Consider the following 21,698-nt stretch of genomic DNA (forward strand, 5'->3'; position numbering starts at 1 on the left):
ATGGATGGGACAATCTTTATCAAATTAAGTGATGGAGTGGACAAAATTGTTTCTTACTTATGTATTGCATTAGGAATATTAATGACAGTTACTACTTTAACCGGAATTATGTTTCGTTATGTTATGACAAATCCATTACCCTGGACAGAGGAACTGGCCCGCTATAGTATGATCTGGATGGGTTTGTTAGCAATTAGTATGGGGGTGAAGAGGCAGGAACATCTAGGTGTAAATCTTATTGTGAAATTATTACCGGTTACCTTTCAAAAAATCTTAAGAATAATGACACGGGTACTAATTGCCTTTTTTTTAATTGAACTAATTAGATATGGTTATGGCATGGCAGTTAATGGAAATACTCAGATAGCACCTGCTTTGCAGATTCCTATGAGCTATGTTTTGAGTTCAGTACCGGTTGCTGCTTTAGTGAGTCTGATACAACTTTTTTTGATAAGCCTTGATGAGATTCAAAAGATGATTAGCGGGGGTTCTGATAAAGAGTATAGAGAGAAAAGGAGGAGTATTTAAATGCCGTTATTTATAGGAATTGTTTTTGCGATTTTATTAATACTGGGTGTACCAATTGGTTTTTCCCTGGGAATTACATCTTTATTCTCTATCATAAAATCAAATATGCCTGTTTTATTTAATATAATGCCACAGCGTTTCTTTTCGGGGATTGATATGTTTCCTATAATGGCAATGCCCTTTTTTATTATTGCAGGTGATTTAATGAATCGCTGTAAAATTACAGATAGTCTAATTGAATTTTCAAATGTTCTGGTAGGGCATATTAGAGGTGGTCTGGCTCATGCTAATATTGTAGCCAGCATTCTTTTTGCAGGGATTACGGGTGCGGCAGTTGCAGATTCAGCTGCCTTAGGTTCTGTACTTATCCCGGCAATGGAGAAAGATGGTTATGATAAAGACTTCAGTGCTGCTATTACGGCTGCTTCTTCAATAATCGGACCTATAATTCCTCCCAGCACAATAATGATTATTTATGGTTCAATCATGGGAGTGTCTATTGCTGGTCTTTTTGCAGCTGGTGTCATGCCGGGAATTTTAATAGGTTTATTTTTAATGCTTATGACTTATTTTATTTCTCTACGGAGAAACTATCCTAAAAATAAAAGTAGGGCTTCTTTAAAAGAGATCTGGAATACATTAAAAAAAAGTATCCTGGCCTTGATTTTGCCGGTAATTATTTTAGGTGGTATCATAGGGGGTGTTTTTACTCCAACAGAAGCAGCAGCAGTTTCTGTTCTTTATGCCTTTATTATTGGTTTTTTTGTTACCAGGACCTTGAAACTGGCAGATTTACCAGCTATTTTTTTGAACTGTGCTAAAAATACAGGGATTATCTTTTTAATTATGTCTGCTGCTTCGATTTTGAGTTTCTTTTTAGCCAGTGAGAGAATTCCAGAATTATTATCCGGTTTAATGCTTAGTATTTCTAATAATCCCTATGTTGTTTTGTTTTTAATAAATATTTTATTGCTTATTGTTGGTATGTTCATGGATATTACTGCAGCTTTATTAATCTTAGCACCGATTTTGCATCCGGTGGCTGTTAATTTAGGTATAAATCCACTGCATTTTGCTATTATCATGATTGTTAATTTGAATTTAGGTCTAATGACACCACCACTTGGAGCCTGTCTTTTTGTAGTTTGTGGTATTACTGAGCTGAGTTTAGAAGAGGTTGCTAAAGCGATCTGGCCTTTTATTGTGATGGAAGTAGCTGTTTTATTTATTATTACATTTGTTCCAGAGATAGTTATGTTTATCCCCAGATTAATAGGTATAGTATAAAGGAAAATATGTCAGGAGGGATGATAATTGCAGGATAATATATTGGAAAGCTTACTTATAGATTGTCAGGAAATAATTAGATTAAAAAGTGAATCAGGTCAGGAAGAGAAAGTTGCTAGTTATATAAAAAACGTTATGGACCGCCTTGGTTTTGATAAAAGCTGGATAGATGATTATGGTAATGTCATAGGACAGATTACCGGTGAGGGTGAGCAATGTATCCTGTTGGAAGGACACATGGATACAGTTGGTGTGGAAAGACCAGAACTATGGAATTATGACCCTTATGGTGGTGAAATTGTAAATAATAAATTATATGGCCGGGGAGCAAGTGATATGAAAGCAGCATTGATGGCAATGGTCTATGCTGCAGCGGCTTTTATTGAAAATAAAGATAAATTAAAAGGTAATATTGTAGTTGCCGGTATTGTCTTTGAAGAGGTCTTTGAAGGGGTCGCCCAGGGGAAAATTTTAGATAAGATAGAGCCGGGCCTGGTTGTTATTGGTGAGGCCAGTCGTTTGCAACTATGTATCGGTCAGCGGGGGCGGGCCGAGATAAAGGTAACGACTTTTGGTAAAAACGCCCACTCTTCCGGCCCTGATGCAGGTATTAATGCTGTTAGTAAAATGATGAGTCTTTTGCAGGAAATAGAGAAAATCAAATTACCTGTCGATGACTTTTTGGGTCCGGCTATTATGGTTTTAACTGATATCAAATCAGCCCCCTATCCAGGCAAATCTGTAATACCGGACCGCTGTACTGTAACCTTTGACCGTAGATTGCTGCCTGGTGAAACAGAAGAAACGGTTCTCAAACCAGTTGAGGATATTTTTGAGGTTTTGCAAGAGCAGGATAAGGATTTTCAAGCAGAGGTTGAAATTGTAGAAGCCGAAGCGGAGTGTTATACTGCTAAGGTGATTGGGGGCAAGAGGTTTTTTCCTGGCTGGTTATTTAAAGAGGAAGATACTTTTGTTAGAAAGGCTTATCAGGAGTTAATTTCTGCTGGATTTGATGGTCAGCTTTCCCACTATTCATTCTGTACAGATGGCAGTCAATCTGCTGGAATCAGGGGAATACCTACCCTGGGGTTTGGCCCTTCTCTGGAGGAACTGGCCCATGTAGTAGATGAGTATATTGAAACTGAACAAATATATCAGGCCTACCGGGGCTATCAAGCTATTATAAGGTCTTTCTTTAGGGAAGGTGAGAGCTAATGCTCATTAAAAATGCTTTGCTTATTGATGGTACTGGAAAAGAAAGATTTAAGGCGGATCTCTTAATTGAAAAAGATGGAATTAAAGAAATTAAACAAGAGATTAGTACTAATGATAAAACAATAATTAATGCTGAAGGGTATATTGTGTGCCCTGGTTTTATTGATACACACAGTCATTCTGACTTGAAGTTATTTGATGATCCCTATGTTGAACCTAAAATTAGACAGGGTATTACTACAGAAATACTTGGTCAGGATGGTGTTTCTGTTGCTCCTCTGCTCCCTGAATATCTTGGTGTCTGGCAGAAAAATCTTGCTGGCTTAGATGGGGTTATTAAAAGTATGGATTGGGAGTGGCAGACAGTAGCTGATTACTTTCACTTACTGGCAAAGAAAAAAATTGCCCCCAATATTGCCTATCTTGTCCCACATGGTAATGTAAGAATGGAAGTTATGGGATTAGAAAATAGAAAAGCCACCTTAGCAGAACTTGAAGATATGAAAGTAGTTATCAGAAGAGAGATGGAAGCTGGTGCTATAGGTTTTTCTACTGGTTTAATCTATCCCCCCTGTGCATATGCTGATACAGAGGAATTGCTTGCATTGTGTAAGGTAGTTAAGGACTGTGATGGGGTGTTTGTTGTCCATCAGAGGAGTGAGGCTGATCAGATAATTGATTCAATGAAGGAGATTATTTTAATTGCTAAAAAAACTGGTGTTAAGATACATTTTTCTCATTTTAAAATATGTGGACGAAATAACTGGAATAAGATCGACCAGGTAGAAGAATTATTGGATGAAGCAGGTAAATATACCCAGGTATCTTTTGATCAATATCCCTATATTGCGGGAAGTACTATGTTATCAGTAATATTACCACCCTGGGTACATGATGGTGGAACAGAAATGGCTATTGAAAGATTAAAAGATGAATCTGTCAGGAAAAGAATTATTAGTGATATTGAGAATGGTCTTCCTGGCTGGGATAATTTTATAGAATTTGCTGGTTTTGATGGTATTTACATTACTGATACTAGAACTGAAAAGAATAGTAAATATATCGGAAAAAATTTATTAGAAATAGCTGAGCTTAGAAAGCAGAAGCCTTTTGAAGCTGTTTTTGATTTTTTGATAGAAGAAGAAATTGCTGTGGGAATGTATGATTATTATGGTAGGGAAGAAGATGTTGTAAGATTAATGTGCCGGCCTGAGCAAAATGTCTGTACAGATGGTCTGTTAGGTGGTAAACCCCATCCCCGTGTTTATGGGACATATCCCAGAATTCTGGGGAGATATGTTCGGGAGAAAGGGGTGATAAGTCTGGAGAAAGCTATTTATAAAATGTCCTGTAAACCAGCCCAGGTCTTTAATCTCAAGGATAGAGGGCTTATAGAGGAAGGTAAAAAAGCTGATTTGCTTATTTTTGATGAAAATAAAATAATAGATAAAGCTACCTTTACAGAGCCCTGTCAGTTTCCAGAAGGAATCCAGTTTGTAATAGTAAACGGACAAATTGTGATTTCTAAGGGAATTAAACATAATATTAGGCCGGGTGAAATAATAAAAAGGGGTTGAGATGATAGAAAATGAGCAATATAGGAGATCTAAAAATAATATATAATAAAAACAAGGATAATAAAGCCCTGGAAGAGTTGGAGTATTTTTCCGGGGATATTATTAAAGAAGTAAGGAATTTTCATAATAGTTTTAGTGAATATAAAATTACACCACTTCATGACCTACAAGCACTTGCCAGAGAGTACAATGTTAATAAAATATGGATTAAGGATGAGTCCTACCGTTTTGGACTGAATGCTTTTAAGGTCCTTGGAGGTAGTTATGCTATAGCCAAATACTTGAGTAAAATTACTGGGACAGGAAAATTATCTTTTGATAGTTTAAATAAAGCGCTTAGTGCTAAGGATATTAGCTTTATTACTGCTACTGATGGTAATCATGGTAGAGGTGTTGCCTGGACAGCAAATAGGTTAGGATATAAAGCTGTTGTTTTTATGCCGGAAGGTTCAGCTGAAGATAGAATAAGTAATATAAGAAGAGAAGGGGCAGAGGTAATCGTTACAGATAAAAATTATGATGATACTGTTCAACTTGCTCAGGAATATGCTAAAGTCAGTGGTGGTATTATAGTACAGGACACAGCCTGGGAAGGGTATGAAGAAATACCTCTCTGGATCATGCAGGGATATGCTACAATTATTGATGAAGCCCTGGAACAGGTTCAAAGTAAACCAACACATATATTTTTACAGGCGGGAGTGGGTTCTTTTGCAGCTTCCATTCAGGCCAGTTTAATAGTACGATTTGGTGATGAAGCACCGAAAGTTATTATTGTTGAACCTCATAATGCTAATTGTATCTATAAATCTGCCCAGTATAATACGGAAAAGGCCCAAACTGTAAGTGGTAGTTTAAGTACAATTATGGCTGGTTTATCCTGTGGCACACCAAACCCAATAGCCTGGAAGATTCTCAGAAGGTATTCTACTGCTTTTGTTTCCTGCCCTGATTATTTTGCTGCCAGAGGCATGAGAATCCTGGCCTCACCTACAGGTGATGATCAAGCAGTTATTTCAGGAGAATCAGCAGCAGTTGGTCCAGGTCTATTGAGTCTGATAATTGATCATCAAGAATATGGGGATATCCTTGATAATTTAGGTATAAATAGTGATAGTAAAATATTATTTATAAGCACCGAAGGGGATACAGATCCCCTTATGTATAAAAAGATTGTATGGGATGGTTTATACCCGGTGCTGTAAACCCTGGTATTGAGGTAAAGCTGGTCATTAAAAATAGTAATTTTACGGAAGCCAAGGGTAGTATCAGTAATATTTGATTTCAGTTCCGGCAATAAGTTAGAAAAGCCCCAAGTTAAAAACTTGAGGGCTTAATATCATATAAATTACTTCTTATAACCACCGTAACCATATCCGCCTAAAAGTAGTAATATAAGGATTAAGAATATCACAAAACTACAACCACCGTAGCCGCCACCACAGTCATAGTCACCCATTATAACACCTCCTTCAGAAATGAATATTGTTATAATAAATTATTAGTTTGATATAGTATATTAATAAGGCAATAAAAATGTGTATATAAATTTATATATTGGTAAGTTTAGTATGTCTAATTCTAAATATAATCTAAAAATTATTCAACATAAAATTTCACAATTTTTTAATATCTTTAGAAATAAAAACAGAACATAAGTTTATGAGTTTAGCTTTATCTGTCATTTAAAAATCCCCCAGAAAGATTAGCAGAATATCAGATAAAAAAAGGAACTGCCTCATTTTGAGACAGTTCCTTAGAATCATTTTGGAATATCTGAATCATCAGAATTATCATCATTCTCTACTTCTACTTCTTTATCTTTACATACCTCCTCCTCAACTTCTTTTTTTTCCCACCTTTTTTCAATTTCATTCCATACCATGATACTAGTTGTAATAACTGCACAAATAGTCATAATGATTGTACATATCTCACGTTTTTCATTAGTTTGTTGTTCAAACTTTTCACGAGTTAATTTTGTAGCTTGATTACTTGTTAAAAACCATTTTTCTTGTTCAGATTCTGAAAGTTTTAATATTTCTTTAAGAAAATTCCTTGCGTTTAAAGATTTTGTTGTTTTTATTTTTTCTTCTAAAGCCTCTTGTAAACCAATTACAGATTGCTTCACTATATAACTATTCATTGACAAAACCCCCTTTACTTGTTTTTAACCATATTATAACAATTATTCAGAAAAATAGCAAAACGCATGATAACTTAGTTTTAGTTAATAACATTTCTATGAAAGATACGGTTTTTGTCAAAAATCTGTGTGGATTAGAGATTGAACTTGCTTATTTTTTCAAGAAATAAATAGCTAATTATATTTGACAAAATAGCTAATAAGGAATATAATTATAGGTATTAGAGTAGTGAGGTGTTAAATATGCGGGTGAATAGTACCGATTTGCAAAATGCTTTCGGCAAGTACCTGTCTCTGGTAAAGAAAGAAGATATTATTGTCATCAAGAACGGGAAAACTGTTGCCAGACTCAGTCATTATCTTGAACCAGAAAACTTTTTTATCCATGAAGGAGTAGAGGAATATAAAACCAGAAGAATTAGCTATCAGGAATATCTTTCTTTAGTTGATTCATCAGATCAAAGATATGAACTGATCGATGGTGAGGTTTACCTAATGGTTTCCCCTTCTTTTAATCACCAGCTGGTAGTCAATGAAATATCTGGACAGTTTTATAATTATTTTAGAGATAAATCTTGCCGTTCTTTAACTGCTCCGCTGGATGTCAGGCTTTGCGGGTTTGCGCTTAAGTTTGAAGAAGACCCTAATGTTGTCCAACCAGATGTATTGGTAATCTGTGATGAAGATAAAGTTAGTGAGGATAATAAATATGAAGGTGTACCGACTTTGATTGTAGAAGTATTATCACCTTCTACCAGGGGTAAAGATATGATTACAAAACTAAATCTTTATATGAAGAGTGGTGTTTCAGAATACTGGATTATTGATCTGGAGGAGAAAAAAATAAATCAGTATTCTTTTACCGGGGAAAGGGATTTAGACAAGATGATATCACTTAAAGAGGATGATATCATAGAATCTATTTACTTCGAAGACTTAAAAATAGCGCTGGCTGATATTTTTAAGGGAATAAATTATTAATAAATATTACAGGAAACTTCTTGTTAATAAAGAATTATATAGATAAAAATTCTATGCATATTTTAACTTCAATATGGGTTAAGGAGGATTAGTATGGATATTAATGAAATAAGAGGAATTTTAAATGAATTGAGTGATGAAAAATATAAAAAAAATGTAATTCGTTTGGGAATACCGAAAGATAAAGCTTTGGGTGTTCGGACAGGTGATATAAGAAAATTGGCCAGAAAAATTCGCACAGATCACAAGTTGGCCTGGGAACTTTGGCAAAGTGGAGTACATGAGGAGAAAATCTTAGCGGTTTTATTATTTGATAAAAAGGATATTACATATCAAGAAATAGAAAGTTTAATGCATGATGTAAACTCATGGGATTTATGTGACCATATTTGTAAAAATTTAATTATCAAAACGAGTTTTGCAGCAGATATCATAAAAAGTTGGAGTAAACAATCATCATTATATTTTAGGCGTGCGGCATTTGTTCTTATGACAGCCGAAATAGTTAAAAAAAGAGAAAAAATTGAGCCAGAGCAAGTAGAATTATATATAGAAAAAATTAAAGAATGTGCTAATGATACTAGACCACATGTTAGAAAAGCAATATCCTGGGCACTTAGAGAAATTGGAAAAATAAATTATGATTATCAGGAAAAAGCGATTTTAGTTGCTTACGAATTAATTGAAGAGGGAAAAGCCAGTGCCTGGGTGGGAAAGAATGCACTCAAAGAACTGGAAACCCTGGTTAAAGTGGATGAAAGAGGGAGATTATTGTCATCCGATTCCAAAATGGGAAGAAAGTATAAATGAAAAAGTAATCTTGTCAGTGGCAGTATTATGCCATTTAGATTGGTAATCGGTATTAGAACCAAGTAAAGATTGTAATTCAAAAGAAAGAGGTGCCTTATGAGCCATAAACAAAATAAATTAGAAAATCCAGAAAGATTAGCAGAATTAAGCCCCCAAGAAACGTTAAAAAAAATAGGTATACATGAGAATGAAGTTATCTGCGACATTGGTGCAGGTAGTGGTGTTTTTGCAATCCCTGCAGCAAAAATAACTAATAATACAGTTTATGCTTTAGATATAAATAACGAATTATTAGATATTATAAAGGAAAAAGCCAAAAAAGAAGAGTTGTCTAATATTAAAACAATGAAGGTAACAGGAGACCATTATGGTATTGAAGCAGATACAGTGGATTGTGTGATTTTAGTTACTGTATTACATGAAATTGAAAACAAAGATCTTATACTTATTGAAATCAAAAGAATTATAAAGAGCAGAGGTAAGCTTGCAATCATAGAGTTTCAAAAACAACAGACGCCAATGGGACCGCCTGTTTCGCATCGCATTGGTAGAGATGAAGTTATTAGACTTTGCGGTAGTTTTGGGTTTAGTCAGATAAACGAATTTTATTTAGGTGATAATTTTTATTGTATAGTGTGTAATGCCTAATATTCCAAAATCATAAAGAAATAATTTTATTTGTCCCGCAGATAATCTGAATTCTCAAAATAAGTCTGCTTATCATAGATCTTTCCAATGCAATTAACCTACCATCAATATCTTCGATGACAAATTCATAGCTGCCATAATCGGTTTTTGTGGTTTGGATATTATATTTACATCATTAGCAAGGAATTCCTGATAAAGCAGTTTAAAGTTAGTCTTATGCTCTATCAAGATAATTTTTGAAACCCTCCGCAGACCTTTCAATAATAGTGTAACGTACAACTTCACTTATTTATTCAAAATTAATAGAAAAAAATTAGTATTACTTCTAATAAAAGTTATAAAATTTAAGGGTTGGTGATTAATTTGAAAAAAATTTTTAATAATATAACAAAAATACTAATAATTTTGTTATTCATTTATATATGGAGACTAGTTCAGATTAAAGGATTAAGTGTAAATAAATTCTATATTTATCTATATTTGTTTCTTGTTATATGTAGTTTAATATCAGATAAATATTTTTATACCGGACAAAAAACTGAAAATAAAAAAGAACATGAAATAACAAGTTATTATTTATCATTAACTTGGTTTGCCACATTGATAATTCCAATATTAGAATATATTTATATAATGAGATACAATCTCTTTTTAACAATATTGGGAACTGTATTAATAGTATCTGGAACAATAATAAGAGGGATAGGAATTAAAGCACTAGGTAAGTTTTTTTCAAGAGATGTGGAAAATTGGGAAAACCAAAGAATAATTAAAACAGGAATTTATAAATACATTCGGCATCCAGCTTATGCAGGTAATATATTGCAAATTATTGGATTTCCTTTAGTCTTGAATTCATATTTTAGTTTACTTTTATCATTGATAACAATAAGCGGGTTTCTATGGAGAATAAAAGTAGAGGAAGAATTTCTTATGAAAAAATTTCCTGAATATAAAAAGTATATTAAGGAGACAAAGAGAATAATACCCAAAATATGGTGATTGTTTTAATTTGTGCAACAGTGGACAGTGTAGAATTCTTTCCGCAGCTTCGTTCAACAAGATATTTCCTCAATTGAAGCCGCGGGACGTTATCTGAAAGTGCGGTTTACTGTAGATTTTGTAGGGCTAAAAATTCAGAAGGACTTAATGACTTGACATTGCTATGTTTAAAATCTTTTAAATTTCTGGTTATAATATAATCCATTTCATTTTTAAGAGAGCTGATTTCAATAACAGCATCTTCATAGTCATTGATTTTTGAATTAAGTGCTTCTCGTAGTATATTTTCTGTTACGGGAATGGTATTGAAAAGATCAAATAATTCTCCAAGTACATATTTAACTTTGGATGAATCATTATGGTTTTTCATAAGAAAATAAGCTAGTGTAGTTATTTCATGAGTACATATATATCCTTTGAAGATGTTTTTAATCTATAATTTCTGCACCACATCTTGAAATAGATTTCTTTTTTATTGGCCATAATCATTCCCTGAGGAAAACGATGCTCCATATGCTGCGAGATGAAATAATATTTTTACGGAGGCATATGTCAAAAAAGCAGGCACCTCCTCGTACCTCCTACTTTTTTGACAAAGCATATAAATTTTAAGTATAATTGAGTGTCGTAAAATATTACGTTGAATATTAAGTAAAATAAGGGTATAATAATTATAAAAGGAGTTGAATATTATGCCTAACATTAAACCAGTTTCAGATTTAAGAAATTATAATGAAGTGTTAAAAGATATAGCAGAGGGTTCTCCGGTGTTTCTAACGAAAAACGGCAGAGGAAAATTTGCAATCATGGACATTGAAGAGTATGAAAAAACTCAAGCTACCATAAAATTGCTTGCAAAATTGATAGAAGCAGAAAACAGAGTTAAATCAAATGATGATTGGATGAACGAAGAGCAGGTGAAAGATATACTGGGGGTTTAAATATAATGCCTAAATTACGAATTAACCCCTTAGCAACAGAAGATTTGATTGGGATTAAAGATCATATTACAAAAGAGTTAGATAATCCTACGGCAGCAGTAAAGGTAGTAAGGAAAATTGTCGAGAGCTATGAAAAGTTAAAAGAATTTCCCTTGATGGGAGCAGACTTGTCAGCAAAAGTGAATATAAAAACTGACTTTAGATACTTAGTGTCAGCAAATTATATTATATTTTACCGTATTGATGATGAATTTGTATATATATATCGTATTCTATATGCAGGAAGAGATTATCTTAAGATTTTGTTTCCGAATGAAATTGAAAATTAATAGGACTGAGAAAACAGTTTGTTTGGTGAGTTCTGTTTAAGATACCTTATTGTAGATTGAGATACTTAAAAAAACAGGAATAATAATGTGGGAGGAGAAAAATTTGCTGGTGAAGAAGCATTGTGGAGTAATGATGTGCCTTTTTGGTCAATGAACTATATTGGGCGTATTATAGGTGATAGTTTTTCAGGAGATTTTCTTAAAGAATGTTTATTATTAGTGCCTAAAGAATATCCATATCGAGGACCACTGGTATATCAAAATGGAGATTATAAATATCATTGTGTGATAAATGGTGAATTTGAATGGTTTAATGGTTATGAAGAAATTTTTTGTAATGATATAAAGGTCTATGAGTGTGTCTTTCATGGTGGTTGTATTTGTGAATAAATAACTTAGTTTAATGAATAATCAATAAATAAATTTAATCCTACTAACTTTTAAATAAAATAGTTTTAATAAATTTTAAGGGAGGATATTGTTATGATTCTTGATTTTGATACACTAAAAGAAGAAATTATAGATTTGCTAGATAAAAAGAGAATAATGGTATTAGCTACATCTGCAAATGATAGAGTTTCAGCTAGGGCAATGAGTTGTATAAATAAAGGTTTAGACATATTCTTTCAAACGGATAAAAATTTTTTAAAATTTAAACAATTAGAAAAAAATCCTAATGTAGCACTTTGTGTTGATAATGTTCAGATTGAAGGAATAGCTGTCCAAAAAGGGCATATATTAAATGACGAGAACAAATATTTTTTAGATTTATATAAAGAAAAACATTATGGTTCATACAAAGCCTATTCTCATTTGGAAGATAATATATTAATAAAAGTGGAACCTAGACTAATCACTTTATGGAAATATGAAGGAAATAAAAGTTTAAGAGAATTTCTTTATGTAGAAGATAATAAAGCTGTAAGGGAATATTATAAAATAATTAAATAGGATTTGATTTAGTATGGAGACGAGGTTTCAAACCACCTTAAGCTGCTGTAGTCAAAAGCTATGGTAGTGAGCGTTAAGGAAAAGGCGAAGCTAGACTTTGTCAGGTAGGTGCTATGGAGACGAATAAAAGAGAACCACTGATAAAGTGTCGAAAGCGTTATGTGCTTATAAGATATTAATTAGTCTTAACAAATAACTTGGGAAAAATTCAAATAAAGCTATTATAATATTGTTGTTATTTTCTTAGGGCCGTATCTATATCAATTGTTTATGGTCAGAATGAAGATAAGACCAATATGTATGACAGCCAGGGGAAGGCCAAAGGGGTATAAATGTTAAAAATGACTTTGGTGACTGGCATAAAGGAGTGTATTCAGATTATAATTAGTCCTGGTAATGAGTTAAAAGATTATAAGCCTGTCTTTTTATATTATCTATTATTTCCTTAGGTTCAATAACTTTTACATCAGCACCTAACTGAAGAAAATAGTTAGTAATATATTTTATTTCATTTATATCAATCTCTGTTTCTATATAACCATCATATTTATCGTCATTTTCAGTAATTGTAATAGAATTTTCCAGCCATAAATTACTTTTACACTGTCTTATTCCCTCCCTTGTTAATTTGACATAGAGGCGGATAGGTGTTTTAATTTTATAACTTTTAAACCAATCCTTTAAATCCATTGTTAATTCATGGGTTGATTGGGTATTCTCTAAAGACAATATTCTATCAACTCTAAATAACTTTACTTTATTATCTTTGACTTCTAATGCCGGCATATACCAGAAACCATTATCTGCATACAGTCCAATTGGTTTAACTTCTTTTCTTTTATCTTTTGTTTTTGAGTAGTATGTAATCTTTATTATCTTGTTTTCCAGAGATGCATCAATAATATCTTTTAAAAAAGGTGAAGGGATATCTCGATCTCGGTCCTGATACCAGAAAGATAGGATTGATTCCAATCGATCTATCTTTTTTTTAATATCATCAGGAAGACTGAAATATAATTTTCTGGAAGCAGAGCTAATGTCTGTATCAAAGGGTAATGATTTATAGTATTTTAATGACTGAAAGGCAAAGAAAATTGCCAGTGCCTCGTTTTCATCAAAGGAAATAGGGGGGAGAACCCGATTTTTTAACACACGATACCCCCCATTTCGGCCCCGTTCTGTGTATAAAAAAACCCCCAATTCACTAATCTCTGTTAAATACCTATGTGCAGTCCTGATAGATACATTAAATTCATGGGCAATATCCTGAGCAGTAAATTTCCGTTTCTTATTTACATACATAATTAAATCGAATAATAACCTGGTTTTTGACATAAATCCTCCTAAAAATAGATAATGATAATATTTTTAAATTCGAAATCATTTTAATTTAAAAAAGTGGACATTTATTGTCATGTTATTAGTATATACTTTTATATGAAAGCCAGTCAAGTAATATGAAGTCTAGTTTTTAAAGTAATAATTGTAAAGGAGGACTATTATAAATAATGAAATCTTTCAAAAATAATATAGAAATAGTCGGAGCAAGGGAGAAAAACTTAAAATCTATTGATATCTCTATTCCTAAGGGAAAAATCACTGTGGTTACAGGGGTTTCAGGTTCTGGAAAATCAGCCCTTGTTTTTGATACAATTGCAGCTGAATCACAACTACAATTAAATAAAACTTATTCAAGTTTTATCCGCCATCGCCTGCCTCATTATGGAGAACCTGAAGTAGATGCAATTGAAAATCTATCTGTAGCAATAATAATTGATCAAAAGAGAATTGGCGGTAATGCAAGGTCAACTGTGGGAACTATTACTGATATATACTCTTTGTTACGTCTATTGTTTTCTAGGCGGGGGAAGCCTTTTGTGGGGTATTCAAAGGTGTTTTCATTTAATAATCCTGAAGGTATGTGCCCCAAGTGTGATGGTTTAGGGATAATTAACAAAATAGATATTGAACGATTAATCGATCAGCAAAAATCGTTGAATGAAGGGGCAATTAAATTTCCAACTTTCAGACCAGGACAGTTTAGGTGGAAACGTTATGTTAGTACAGGACTCTTTGATAATGATAAAAAAATTAAAGATTATACAGAAGAGGAGTGGGATACCTTACTTTATAAAAAAGGATTTAAACCACCCAATCCAACTGATGAATGGCCTCCTACATCAGAATATGAAGGTATTATTCCAAGAATTGAACGTAGTTTTTTAAAAAAAGAAACAAAATCTGCTAAAACATATAAGGATGCAATTAATTATGTTGTTACAGAGGGAATTTGTCCACTGTGTAATGGCGGTCGACTTAATCAGGAAGTACTGGAATGTAAAATAAATGATAAAAATATTGCAGATTGTTCAAAAATGCAGGTTAATAATCTTATTGATTTTATCAGTACTATCAATTCTTCTTCTGATACAGTAGAGAAGGCTTTAATTGAAAGATTAGAAGATTTAATCTCGATTGGTTTAGGATATTTAAGTCTCGACCGGGATACTTCAAGTCTTTCTGGTGGTGAATCCCAAAGGATTAAGATGGTTCGCCAGTTAGGGAGTAGTTTAACTGATATTACTTATATATTAGATGAACCCAGTATTGGTCTTCATCCACATGATATTTGTAGAATAAAAGATTTTTTAAAAAAACTAAGGGATAAAGGAAATACAGTTATCATAGTTGAACACGATCCAGATATCATAAAAATTGCAGATTATATAATTGATATGGGTCCTGAGGCAGGTACAAAGGGCGGCCGGGTAGTATATGAAGGTGATTTAAAGGGGCTTGAAGAAGCAGATACCTTAACAGCTAAATTTTTAAATCAGAGCTCTGCTTTAAAAGAAAAGGTTAGAAAGCCGGGTGCTTGGTTTAACATAAAAAATGCATCACTGCACAATTTAAAAGATATTAATGTTAAAATTCCCAAAAAAGTTATGATAGTTGTTACAGGAGTAGCTGGGTCTGGGAAAAGTACTTTGATTAATCAGGTATTTACCCGATATTTTCCAGAGACAATAGTTATAGACCAGAAGGGAATACAGGGAACTAAACGTTCTAATATTGCTACTTATTCAGGTATTTTAGATATTATAAGAAAACTATTTGCAGACAAAAATAATGTTTCTATTTCCCTTTTTAGTTTTAATTCTGAAGGGGCCTGTCCAGAATGTAATGGACTGGGGAAAATATATACTGATATGGCTTTTATGGACACAGTTACAAGTGTCTGTGAAGCATGCCAGGGAGATAGGTTTAATGATGAGGCTATTCAGTATAAATACCAGGGTAAAAATATTGCAGAAGTTTTAAAGATGACAGTTGATGAAGCGATAGTTTTTTTTAGTCATGAAAAAATATTGTCTTCTTTAAAAGCTTTAAGTGATGTGGGGATAGGATATATTACTTTAGGTCAAACACTAGATACTTTATCAGGAGGGGAGTTGCAAAGAGTTAAGCTTGCAACTGAGCTGGAGAATAGTGGGAATATCTATGTATTAGATGAACCGACAACAGGACTACACATGTCAGATATAGAACAACTAAATCATATTTTTAATCGTCTAGTTGACCAGGGTAATACAGTAATTGTCATAGAACATAATCTGGATATCATAAGTAAAGCTGACTGGATTATAGATCTTGGACCAGGTGCCGGAGAAGAAGGGGGCCGGGTTATATTTGAGGGATGTCCAAGGGAAATAATAAAGAATGGAGAGAGTTCTTTTACCGGGAAGTATTTGAGGGAATATATAAAAACATGAATTAACTAAGAATAGCTTATTTTGAGTTGCTTAAACAGCAGAAAAAATTGATGAACTGTTATTTTGTTTCTGAAGACCAAATGTTGAGATTGGAGAATACACCTATTATAGTGATAATAAAAAATCTCCAGAAAAATTTTATGAGAATATAGAACATCAATATGAATTCTAGGAAGATAAGTTGATTATCTGGAAATTACTGGGGGTGCTGATAAAGATACTGGAGTGAGATTTGTTTATCTTGCAATAATAAATAATCATTTTCAGAGGGATATATATATATCCCTCTGAGGATTATAAAATGAATATAATTAGATTTTACCAAGCATTTTTTTCAGGGAAATTTAAATACTAAAATTTTATAGTTAACGGTTTTTTATCTCTAGCTTATTCTTTCTCTTAATATTCTAAAGTAATGGTTAGCCTCACGCAGTACATGATCTGCTAAAAGGGGAGGAATAATGGATTTGATTTCACAGTCCAGTAAACCTTCTGTGGCAGCTCTTTTAAAACCCCTTATTTTGTCTGTAGTTGTCAGGCTTCTTTGAAGTATTTCTCTTTCAGCTTCTCTTATACATCTTTCTACCAGTATTTCAAATCTTTCTGCAAACATCCTGGCGGTTTCCTTAAGATTTTTTTCTGTTGGATCTAGCATTCCATCAATAAACTGGGCATGTTCTCCCATAATGTTATTCCAGAAATTAAGCTTTACACATAGAGTTCTTTCCGGCATTCTTCTATTCTGAAGGTTTCTTAATGTTTCCCGGTAGTATTCTGTTTCCTGTGTAAGATGCTCTAACAGTTCATCATATAGAGTTATAAATATTTCACAACGTGACACTAGATTCATTAATCGCATTTGAAAGGCAATTACTTCTTCAAGGTAGTCTAATGTCCTGGCATTTAGATTCTGCACGTTGTTTTCCAGCTGTTTTGTATAGTAATAATCTTGAGAATTTAGTAAGTCAAGTTCTCTTCTGGTAATTTCTGTATCAATATTAGCACCGGTTAATTGTGAAGTAAGTCTTTCTGTTCTTAAGGTATATGGAGTTACAAATTCATTTGAATTTAGGGCTGCTCTTGATAAGGAAATTCTTCTTGCATAGTTTACTGTTTCTGATAAAAGTTGTTCAAAATTTCTTTTTAATCTACTGGCTTCAGCTATATATTCAGCTTCAGGTGCTTGTAAATTGGTTTCGATTAAAAATAGGTGTTCCTTTATGATTCTTTGAAAGAAAAGATTTATTTCTAGAGAGTTTCTTATAAACTCCTCTCTTGACAACAAAAAGATTCCTCCTTTCATAATATTGTCTGGTATATATTATTTTTTAAAAAGAAAAGTGTGTAATAATTATCTGTATAATTTATTATTAGTAAGAATGAATCAAAAAATATGGTTGTATAATTAATGTTGTGAAGAAAAAACTGTAAATCAAAATAAAAAGACATTTGCCTGACTCCGTTGAATTAAATAGTTGTGACTAAAATTCAAAAAAGGAGGTCTAGCAAATGCAAAATAATCTTATCATAAAACTTCTTGATTTACCAGACTTAATTGCAACAGCCAATAGAACTTTATAATTGACAATTAAACAAGATATTGCTATAATTGTATTGTAGTAATAAATAAACAAGGGAAGTGCTTTGATGCAAGTTGGTTTATTAATCTAGTAAATTAAATATTCTATTCTTTTTTAAGTTTTTAAAATCCCAGGGATTAGTGGGTTTATTTTTTGATACTTAAATTAAGACTTAAGAGAGTATAGTTTTAGATTAATAAACTTTTGTTTATAGATAGCTATATATTATATAGTACGTTATTTTTATGCTATGGGTTTATTAGCCCGTAGCATTTTTTATTAGTTCTATATAATAACCTCTTAAACTGTTTTTGAGAATAATTTTATTGGCTAAGAGGGATCTATTCTGGATGAATATCTAAGCCATGGGTTTATTTAGCCCATGGCTTTTGTGCTTTTTGCTTATAAATAAATCTTATTTTAATTAATTAAGGAGTGATGACTATGATTGTAAATCAAAGAGAAGTGACTGGTGAAATTGCGAGACAGAAATGGGTAAGTATTGTTGAGTTAAAAATACAAGAGAGATGGACTCTCTAAGCATTTGTTGGAATAAAAAGGGAGGGAAATACATTGAGTTTAGCAGATTTAGGTTGGAATCAAGATTTTGAAAATAAATTCAATCAAATTAATAATCAAGGAGGTTATCAAGTAGCCAGAGTTGCTGTAGAGTATAAGGGGATTTATAAGCTATATACTGAAATAGGAAAGGTTTTAGGTGAGATAACAGGTAAGATGCGTTATAACAATAAATTTCCTGTAGTAGGTGATTGGGTAGTTGTCGATTTACAAATTGGAGGAGAGCGGGCTATAATTTATGACATTTTACCTAGAAAGAGTAAGTTCTCTAGAAATAGAGCAGGAAGTAAAGCTCAAGAGCAAATAGTAGCTTCTAATGTTGATACTGTTTTTATAGTTACTTCTTTAAATCAAGATTTTAATTTAAGGAGAATAGAGCGATATTTGACAATTACCTGGGATAGTGGTGCTAATCCTGTTGTAATTTTAAATAAGGCTGATTTATGTGATGATATTGAGGCTAGAAAGAGTGAAGTAGAAGCTATTGCTTTGGGAGTTCCGGTTCATGTAATTGTTGCTTTAGACAATAAAGGTATTGAGCAACTGAAAAAATATTTTAAAAAAGGAGATACTGTTGCTTTATTAGGTTCTTCAGGAGTAGGTAAATCTACTTTGATTAATAGTGTACTCGGTAAGGAAAAGATGAAGGTTAATAATATTAGAAAAGATGATGGAAAGGGAAGACATACTACTACTCATCGGGAGATGATTCTTTTAGAAGAAGGTGGAATCATTATTGACACTCCAGGAATGAGAGAAATTCAATTATGGGATGTTTCTGAAGGATTGAGTGATAGTTTTACAGATATAGAAAAATTAGCTCAAGAATGTTATTTTAATGATTGTCAGCATGATTCTGAGCCCAGATGTGCAATTAAGAATGCTATTAAAGAAGGAATCATTACAGAAAAAAGGTTTAATAGTTACAAGAAGCTTCAACGAGAAATAAAATATATGGAGATTAAGAAGAAACGAGGGGCTAATGCGGCAGAAAAATATAAGTGGACGACACTTGGAAAATTATAAGTTAATAAAAATATTAAGATTGAATAATATTTTTTATTGAGAAAGAGGTATAGTGCCATTGTATTAGTTGAAAGCATTAAACTTTTAATGTGGAATTTTCAAAAAAATAATATACTAAGGAGAAAAAATATGGAAAATATATTAATTAGATTAGAAACTCAGGAAGATTATAGCGAAACAGAAAATATGATTAGAGAAGCATTTTGGGATGTTTATAAACCTGGATGTGATGAGCATTTAGTACTTCATAAGCTTAGGCAGGTTTCTGCTTTTGTAGAGGAATTAGATTTAGTTGCATGTGATAACAATAAAATTGTTGGTAATATTGTTTATTCAAAGGCAAAGATAATGAACAATCAAAATCAAGAATTTACAGTTTTATGTATGGGACCTTTAGGGGTATTACCTTCTTATCAAGGAAGAGGAATTGGCTCATTATTAATAAAACAATCCATTTCAAAAGCAAAATTATTAGGTTATAAGGCAGTTGTAATATTTGGAGATCCAAATTATTACCGACGTTTTGGGTTTGAAAATGCTGAAAAATATAACATTCAAACAGCACAAGGTGAGAATTTTGATGCGTTTATGGTGTTAGAACTTTATGATGACAGTTTAAACGGAATACAAGGTAAATTCTTTGATGATCCAGTGTTCCGAATACAAAGTGAAGAATTGGAATTGTTTGAGAAGGAGTTTCCGTATAAGGTAAAACACATTATAGATACTCAACTAAAATAGACGATAATTATGATCACAATTATTGTCTGTGTTTCCTTAAAATATCAATATATATTTGATTATTTAGAGATTCCGTAAAACGGAATCTCTAAAAATTATTATAAAGTTTGTACTTACTGATGGAGATAAATTTGATGGTGAGCTTTCTGCCAGGCCTAACGGCACAGGTGCGTCATAACAGGAACGTTATATAATGCTAAAATTTATTACAATCATGATCAATAAAATCGGATAAAATATAATTAGAATCTCTTTCAGCCATAGCATGGCGTATCTTATGTAATAGTCTTCAATATTCTTCCAATTAATAAGGTTAATGCAGGAAACTATATTTTAATATTGAAATATTGTATTAGCAAGGCAAAATAAATCACAGTACTAAATGTAGTAAACGTACTAATAAATGGAGGTTCATGGAAATGGTAAGAAAAAAAAATAACTTAGTGAAGCCTTTTGTAAAATGGGCTGGTGGGAAAAGACAAGTAATTGACGAAATCAAAAAATATATACCGGAGAATATTTCTACATATTATGAGCCCTTTGTGGGTGGTGGTGCAGTTTTGTTTGAATTGCAACCTAACAAGGCAGTTATAAATGATGTTAATGTACATTTGTATAATGTTTATAATGTGATAAAAAATAATGTAGACGAACTTATTGAAGATTTAAAACAACATAAGAATGAAGAAGATTATTATTATAAAATGAGGGCTAAAGACAGAACAGATGAATTTAATGGAATGACTGATGTACAAAAGGCATCAAGGATATTATACTTAAATAAGACTTGTTATAACGGTTTATTTAGGGTTAATAGTTCTGGAGAGTTTAATGTCCCTTTTGGTAGGTATAAAAACCCCAGTATAGTAAATGAACCAGTATTAAGAGCGGTTAGTCATTATCTTAATAATAATAATATAGCTATTTTAAACGTAGACTTTGAAGAAGCTATTAAAGGTATGAGAAAGCAGGCTTTTGTTTATTTTGATCCCCCTTATCATCCCCTGTCTGATACATCATCTTTTACAGGTTATACATTAGATGGTTTTGATGAAAAGGATCAAATACGTCTAAGAAAATTATGTGATAAATTAAATAAACGCGGCTGCAGATTTTTATTATCTAATTCGAGTGCGAAATTTATAATAGACTTGTATGATCATAAGGATTATAAAATTGATTATGTTGGAGCAAATAGAAGTATAAATTCAGATGCAAGCAGTCGGGGAGAAGTAAAGGAAGTATTGGTTAGAAATTATTAAAATAAAAGGTGAGATTATGGCTGATAGAAATAGAGATAGAATTGTAGATGAAAAATGGATAAATATATTTGAAGATTATCCTATATTTGACGAATAGAAAAAATGGTTATTTCATTATTGCTTCTACTCAGGTAAATAATTATAAAGAGGTAAGGTTAATGACAAAGTTTGACCATGAAAGTTCTGACAGGGGAAGCCAAGGCATTATAGTTTACTAAATAGTGTCCGAAAAACTAAGAATGGGTCAGAACCTGGAAAAGCAGATATTTATACTTTGACATTGTGTTATATTTATAATATTATTTTAAATAGAAATAATTTA

General features: G+C 32.2%; 22 protein-coding genes and 2 pseudogenes. 19 read left to right on the forward strand and 5 right to left on the reverse strand.

Going from position 1 to position 21,698, the window contains the following annotated elements; translation table 11 throughout:
• Genes GM661_RS05715 through dpaL form a run of 5 tightly spaced genes read left to right on the forward strand, consistent with a single transcriptional unit; the run spans position 1 to position 5,812 of the window.
• A complete protein-coding gene (locus GM661_RS05715; protein WP_230869144.1) occupies positions 1–528 on the forward strand; it encodes a TRAP transporter small permease in 528 nt (175 codons plus the stop codon).
• Complete coding sequence (locus tag GM661_RS05720; protein WP_230869145.1) at positions 529–1,815, forward strand: TRAP transporter large permease; 1,287 nt, start codon at positions 529–531, stop codon at positions 1,813–1,815.
• Positions 1,816–1,842: 27 nt separating this feature from the next.
• Positions 1,843–3,030 (forward strand): YgeY family selenium metabolism-linked hydrolase, encoded by a 1,188-nt coding sequence (locus GM661_RS05725; RefSeq protein WP_230869146.1) that lies wholly within the window; start codon positions 1,843–1,845, stop codon positions 3,028–3,030.
• Positions 3,030–4,607: an N-acyl-D-amino-acid deacylase family protein gene (locus tag GM661_RS05730; RefSeq protein ID WP_230869147.1), complete on the forward strand. Its 1,578-nt coding sequence runs from the start codon at positions 3,030–3,032 to the stop codon at positions 4,605–4,607. The genes GM661_RS05725 and GM661_RS05730 overlap by 1 nt, the downstream gene beginning before the upstream one ends.
• 11 nt (positions 4,608–4,618) lie before the next feature.
• Positions 4,619–5,812: a diaminopropionate ammonia-lyase gene (gene dpaL, locus GM661_RS05735; protein WP_230869148.1), complete on the forward strand. Its 1,194-nt coding sequence runs from the start codon at positions 4,619–4,621 to the stop codon at positions 5,810–5,812.
• 557 nt (positions 5,813–6,369) lie between these two features.
• Here the strand turns inward: dpaL and GM661_RS05740 are convergent.
• Positions 6,370–6,753, reverse strand: a complete 384-nt coding sequence (locus GM661_RS05740; RefSeq protein ID WP_230869149.1) for a hypothetical protein — start codon at positions 6,751–6,753, stop codon at positions 6,370–6,372.
• A 243-nt stretch (positions 6,754–6,996) separates the two neighbouring features.
• Between GM661_RS05740 and GM661_RS05745 the strand changes: the two genes are divergently transcribed.
• The 3 genes from GM661_RS05745 (at position 6,997) to GM661_RS05755 (ending at position 9,192) form a co-directional block, all read left to right on the forward strand.
• The gene (locus GM661_RS05745; RefSeq protein ID WP_230869150.1) at positions 6,997–7,734 is read left to right on the forward strand and encodes a Uma2 family endonuclease; all 738 of its coding nucleotides are present in this window, start codon (positions 6,997–6,999) and stop codon (positions 7,732–7,734) included.
• A gap of 93 nt (positions 7,735–7,827) precedes the next feature.
• On the forward strand, positions 7,828–8,544 hold the full coding sequence (locus tag GM661_RS05750) for a DNA alkylation repair protein (RefSeq protein WP_230869151.1): 717 nt from the start codon (positions 7,828–7,830) through the stop codon (positions 8,542–8,544).
• Positions 8,545–8,640: 96 nt separating this feature from the next.
• On the forward strand, positions 8,641–9,192 hold the full coding sequence (locus GM661_RS05755; RefSeq protein ID WP_230869152.1) for a class I SAM-dependent methyltransferase: 552 nt from the start codon (positions 8,641–8,643) through the stop codon (positions 9,190–9,192).
• 93 nt (positions 9,193–9,285) lie between these two features.
• Here the strand turns inward: GM661_RS05755 and GM661_RS18890 are convergent, their stop codons facing one another.
• Positions 9,286–9,420 carry a hypothetical protein gene (locus GM661_RS18890; RefSeq protein WP_269059906.1) on the reverse strand — a complete coding sequence of 45 codons (135 nt, stop codon included), beginning with the start codon at positions 9,418–9,420 and terminating at the stop codon, positions 9,286–9,288.
• A 135-nt stretch (positions 9,421–9,555) separates the two neighbouring features.
• On the opposite strand from GM661_RS18890, the gene GM661_RS05760 reads away from it, so the two are divergent.
• Positions 9,556–10,194: a methyltransferase family protein gene (locus tag GM661_RS05760; protein WP_230869153.1), complete on the forward strand. Its 639-nt coding sequence runs from the start codon at positions 9,556–9,558 to the stop codon at positions 10,192–10,194.
• A 106-nt stretch (positions 10,195–10,300) separates the two neighbouring features.
• Here GM661_RS05760 and GM661_RS05765 read toward each other — a convergent pair whose 3' ends face one another.
• Positions 10,301–10,627, reverse strand: coding sequence for a PIN domain-containing protein (locus GM661_RS05765; protein ID WP_330165249.1), 327 nt, complete (start codon positions 10,625–10,627; stop codon positions 10,301–10,303).
• A 259-nt stretch (positions 10,628–10,886) separates the two neighbouring features.
• On the opposite strand from GM661_RS05765, the gene GM661_RS05770 reads away from it, so the two are divergent.
• The 4 genes and pseudogenes from GM661_RS05770 (at position 10,887) to GM661_RS05785 (ending at position 12,415) form a co-directional block, all read left to right on the forward strand.
• Positions 10,887–11,135 carry a type II toxin-antitoxin system prevent-host-death family antitoxin gene (locus GM661_RS05770; RefSeq protein WP_230869155.1) on the forward strand — a complete coding sequence of 83 codons (249 nt, stop codon included), beginning with the start codon at positions 10,887–10,889 and terminating at the stop codon, positions 11,133–11,135.
• A gap of 5 nt (positions 11,136–11,140) precedes the next feature.
• Entirely contained in the window at positions 11,141–11,464 is a 324-nt protein-coding gene (locus tag GM661_RS05775; RefSeq protein WP_230869156.1) for a type II toxin-antitoxin system RelE/ParE family toxin, read from the forward strand.
• Positions 11,465–11,551: 87 nt separating this feature from the next.
• Positions 11,552–11,854, forward strand: a pseudogene (locus GM661_RS05780) (DUF5680 domain-containing protein); the annotation flags it as partial.
• 93 nt (positions 11,855–11,947) lie between these two features.
• Positions 11,948–12,415 carry a pyridoxamine 5'-phosphate oxidase family protein gene (locus tag GM661_RS05785; RefSeq protein ID WP_230869158.1) on the forward strand — a complete coding sequence of 156 codons (468 nt, stop codon included), beginning with the start codon at positions 11,948–11,950 and terminating at the stop codon, positions 12,413–12,415.
• A 384-nt stretch (positions 12,416–12,799) separates the two neighbouring features.
• Here the strand turns inward: GM661_RS05785 and GM661_RS05790 are convergent, their stop codons facing one another.
• The gene (locus GM661_RS05790; RefSeq protein WP_230869159.1) at positions 12,800–13,750 is read right to left on the reverse strand and encodes a helix-turn-helix transcriptional regulator; all 951 of its coding nucleotides are present in this window, start codon (positions 13,748–13,750) and stop codon (positions 12,800–12,802) included.
• 173 nt (positions 13,751–13,923) lie between these two features.
• On the opposite strand from GM661_RS05790, the gene GM661_RS05795 reads away from it, so the two are divergent.
• Positions 13,924–16,188 carry an ATP-binding cassette domain-containing protein gene (locus tag GM661_RS05795; RefSeq protein WP_230869160.1) on the forward strand — a complete coding sequence of 755 codons (2,265 nt, stop codon included), beginning with the start codon at positions 13,924–13,926 and terminating at the stop codon, positions 16,186–16,188.
• Positions 16,189–16,261: 73 nt separating this feature from the next.
• Positions 16,262–16,357, forward strand: a pseudogene (locus tag GM661_RS19085) (acetyltransferase); the annotation flags it as partial.
• A 213-nt stretch (positions 16,358–16,570) separates the two neighbouring features.
• On the opposite strand, the gene GM661_RS05800 reads toward GM661_RS19085, so the two are convergent.
• Positions 16,571–17,473 (reverse strand): DUF2935 domain-containing protein, encoded by a 903-nt coding sequence (locus GM661_RS05800; protein WP_230869161.1) that lies wholly within the window; start codon positions 17,471–17,473, stop codon positions 16,571–16,573.
• 868 nt (positions 17,474–18,341) lie between these two features.
• Here GM661_RS05800 and rsgA point away from each other — a divergent pair.
• From rsgA to GM661_RS19090, 4 genes are all read left to right on the forward strand, one after another.
• Positions 18,342–19,373: a ribosome small subunit-dependent GTPase A gene (rsgA, locus tag GM661_RS05805; RefSeq protein WP_230869162.1), complete on the forward strand. Its 1,032-nt coding sequence runs from the start codon at positions 18,342–18,344 to the stop codon at positions 19,371–19,373.
• A gap of 129 nt (positions 19,374–19,502) precedes the next feature.
• On the forward strand, positions 19,503–20,114 hold the full coding sequence (locus tag GM661_RS05810; RefSeq protein ID WP_230869163.1) for a GNAT family N-acetyltransferase: 612 nt from the start codon (positions 19,503–19,505) through the stop codon (positions 20,112–20,114).
• Positions 20,115–20,533: 419 nt separating this feature from the next.
• A complete protein-coding gene (locus GM661_RS05815; protein ID WP_230869164.1) occupies positions 20,534–21,376 on the forward strand; it encodes a DNA adenine methylase in 843 nt (280 codons plus the stop codon).
• 86 nt (positions 21,377–21,462) lie between these two features.
• A complete protein-coding gene (locus GM661_RS19090; protein ID WP_407929647.1) occupies positions 21,463–21,594 on the forward strand; it encodes a type II restriction enzyme in 132 nt (43 codons plus the stop codon).
• The last annotated feature ends 104 nt before the right edge of the window (positions 21,595–21,698 follow it).

The sequence above is a fragment of the Iocasia fonsfrigidae genome (assembly GCF_017751145.1).
In the GTDB taxonomy this organism is placed as follows: Bacteria; Bacillota; Halanaerobiia; order Halanaerobiales; family DTU029; genus Iocasia; species Iocasia fonsfrigidae.

What these genes read in the sequence shown, in the direction of transcription:
- GM661_RS05790 (WP_230869159.1), bottom strand. Translation starts at nt 13,750, where the DNA reads ATGTCAAAAACCAGGTTATTATTCGATTTAATTATGTATGTAAATAAG.
- GM661_RS05720 (WP_230869145.1), top strand. Translation starts at nt 529, where the DNA reads ATGCCGTTATTTATAGGAATTGTTTTTGCGATTTTATTAATACTGGGT.
- GM661_RS05715 (WP_230869144.1), top strand. Translation starts at nt 1, where the DNA reads ATGGATGGGACAATCTTTATCAAATTAAGTGATGGAGTGGACAAAATT.
- GM661_RS05775 (WP_230869156.1), top strand. Translation starts at nt 11,141, where the DNA reads ATGCCTAAATTACGAATTAACCCCTTAGCAACAGAAGATTTGATTGGG.
- GM661_RS05730 (WP_230869147.1), top strand. Translation starts at nt 3,030, where the DNA reads ATGCTCATTAAAAATGCTTTGCTTATTGATGGTACTGGAAAAGAAAGA.
- GM661_RS05785 (WP_230869158.1), top strand. Translation starts at nt 11,948, where the DNA reads ATGATTCTTGATTTTGATACACTAAAAGAAGAAATTATAGATTTGCTA.
- GM661_RS05755 (WP_230869152.1), top strand. Translation starts at nt 8,641, where the DNA reads ATGAGCCATAAACAAAATAAATTAGAAAATCCAGAAAGATTAGCAGAA.
- GM661_RS05815 (WP_230869164.1), top strand. Translation starts at nt 20,534, where the DNA reads ATGGTAAGAAAAAAAAATAACTTAGTGAAGCCTTTTGTAAAATGGGCT.
- GM661_RS05750 (WP_230869151.1), top strand. Translation starts at nt 7,828, where the DNA reads ATGGATATTAATGAAATAAGAGGAATTTTAAATGAATTGAGTGATGAA.
- GM661_RS05745 (WP_230869150.1), top strand. Translation starts at nt 6,997, where the DNA reads ATGCGGGTGAATAGTACCGATTTGCAAAATGCTTTCGGCAAGTACCTG.
- GM661_RS05810 (WP_230869163.1), top strand. Translation starts at nt 19,503, where the DNA reads ATGGAAAATATATTAATTAGATTAGAAACTCAGGAAGATTATAGCGAA.
- dpaL (WP_230869148.1), top strand. Translation starts at nt 4,619, where the DNA reads ATGAGCAATATAGGAGATCTAAAAATAATATATAATAAAAACAAGGAT.
- GM661_RS05795 (WP_230869160.1), top strand. Translation starts at nt 13,924, where the DNA reads ATGAAATCTTTCAAAAATAATATAGAAATAGTCGGAGCAAGGGAGAAA.
- GM661_RS05740 (WP_230869149.1), bottom strand. Translation starts at nt 6,753, where the DNA reads ATGAATAGTTATATAGTGAAGCAATCTGTAATTGGTTTACAAGAGGCT.
- GM661_RS05770 (WP_230869155.1), top strand. Translation starts at nt 10,887, where the DNA reads ATGCCTAACATTAAACCAGTTTCAGATTTAAGAAATTATAATGAAGTG.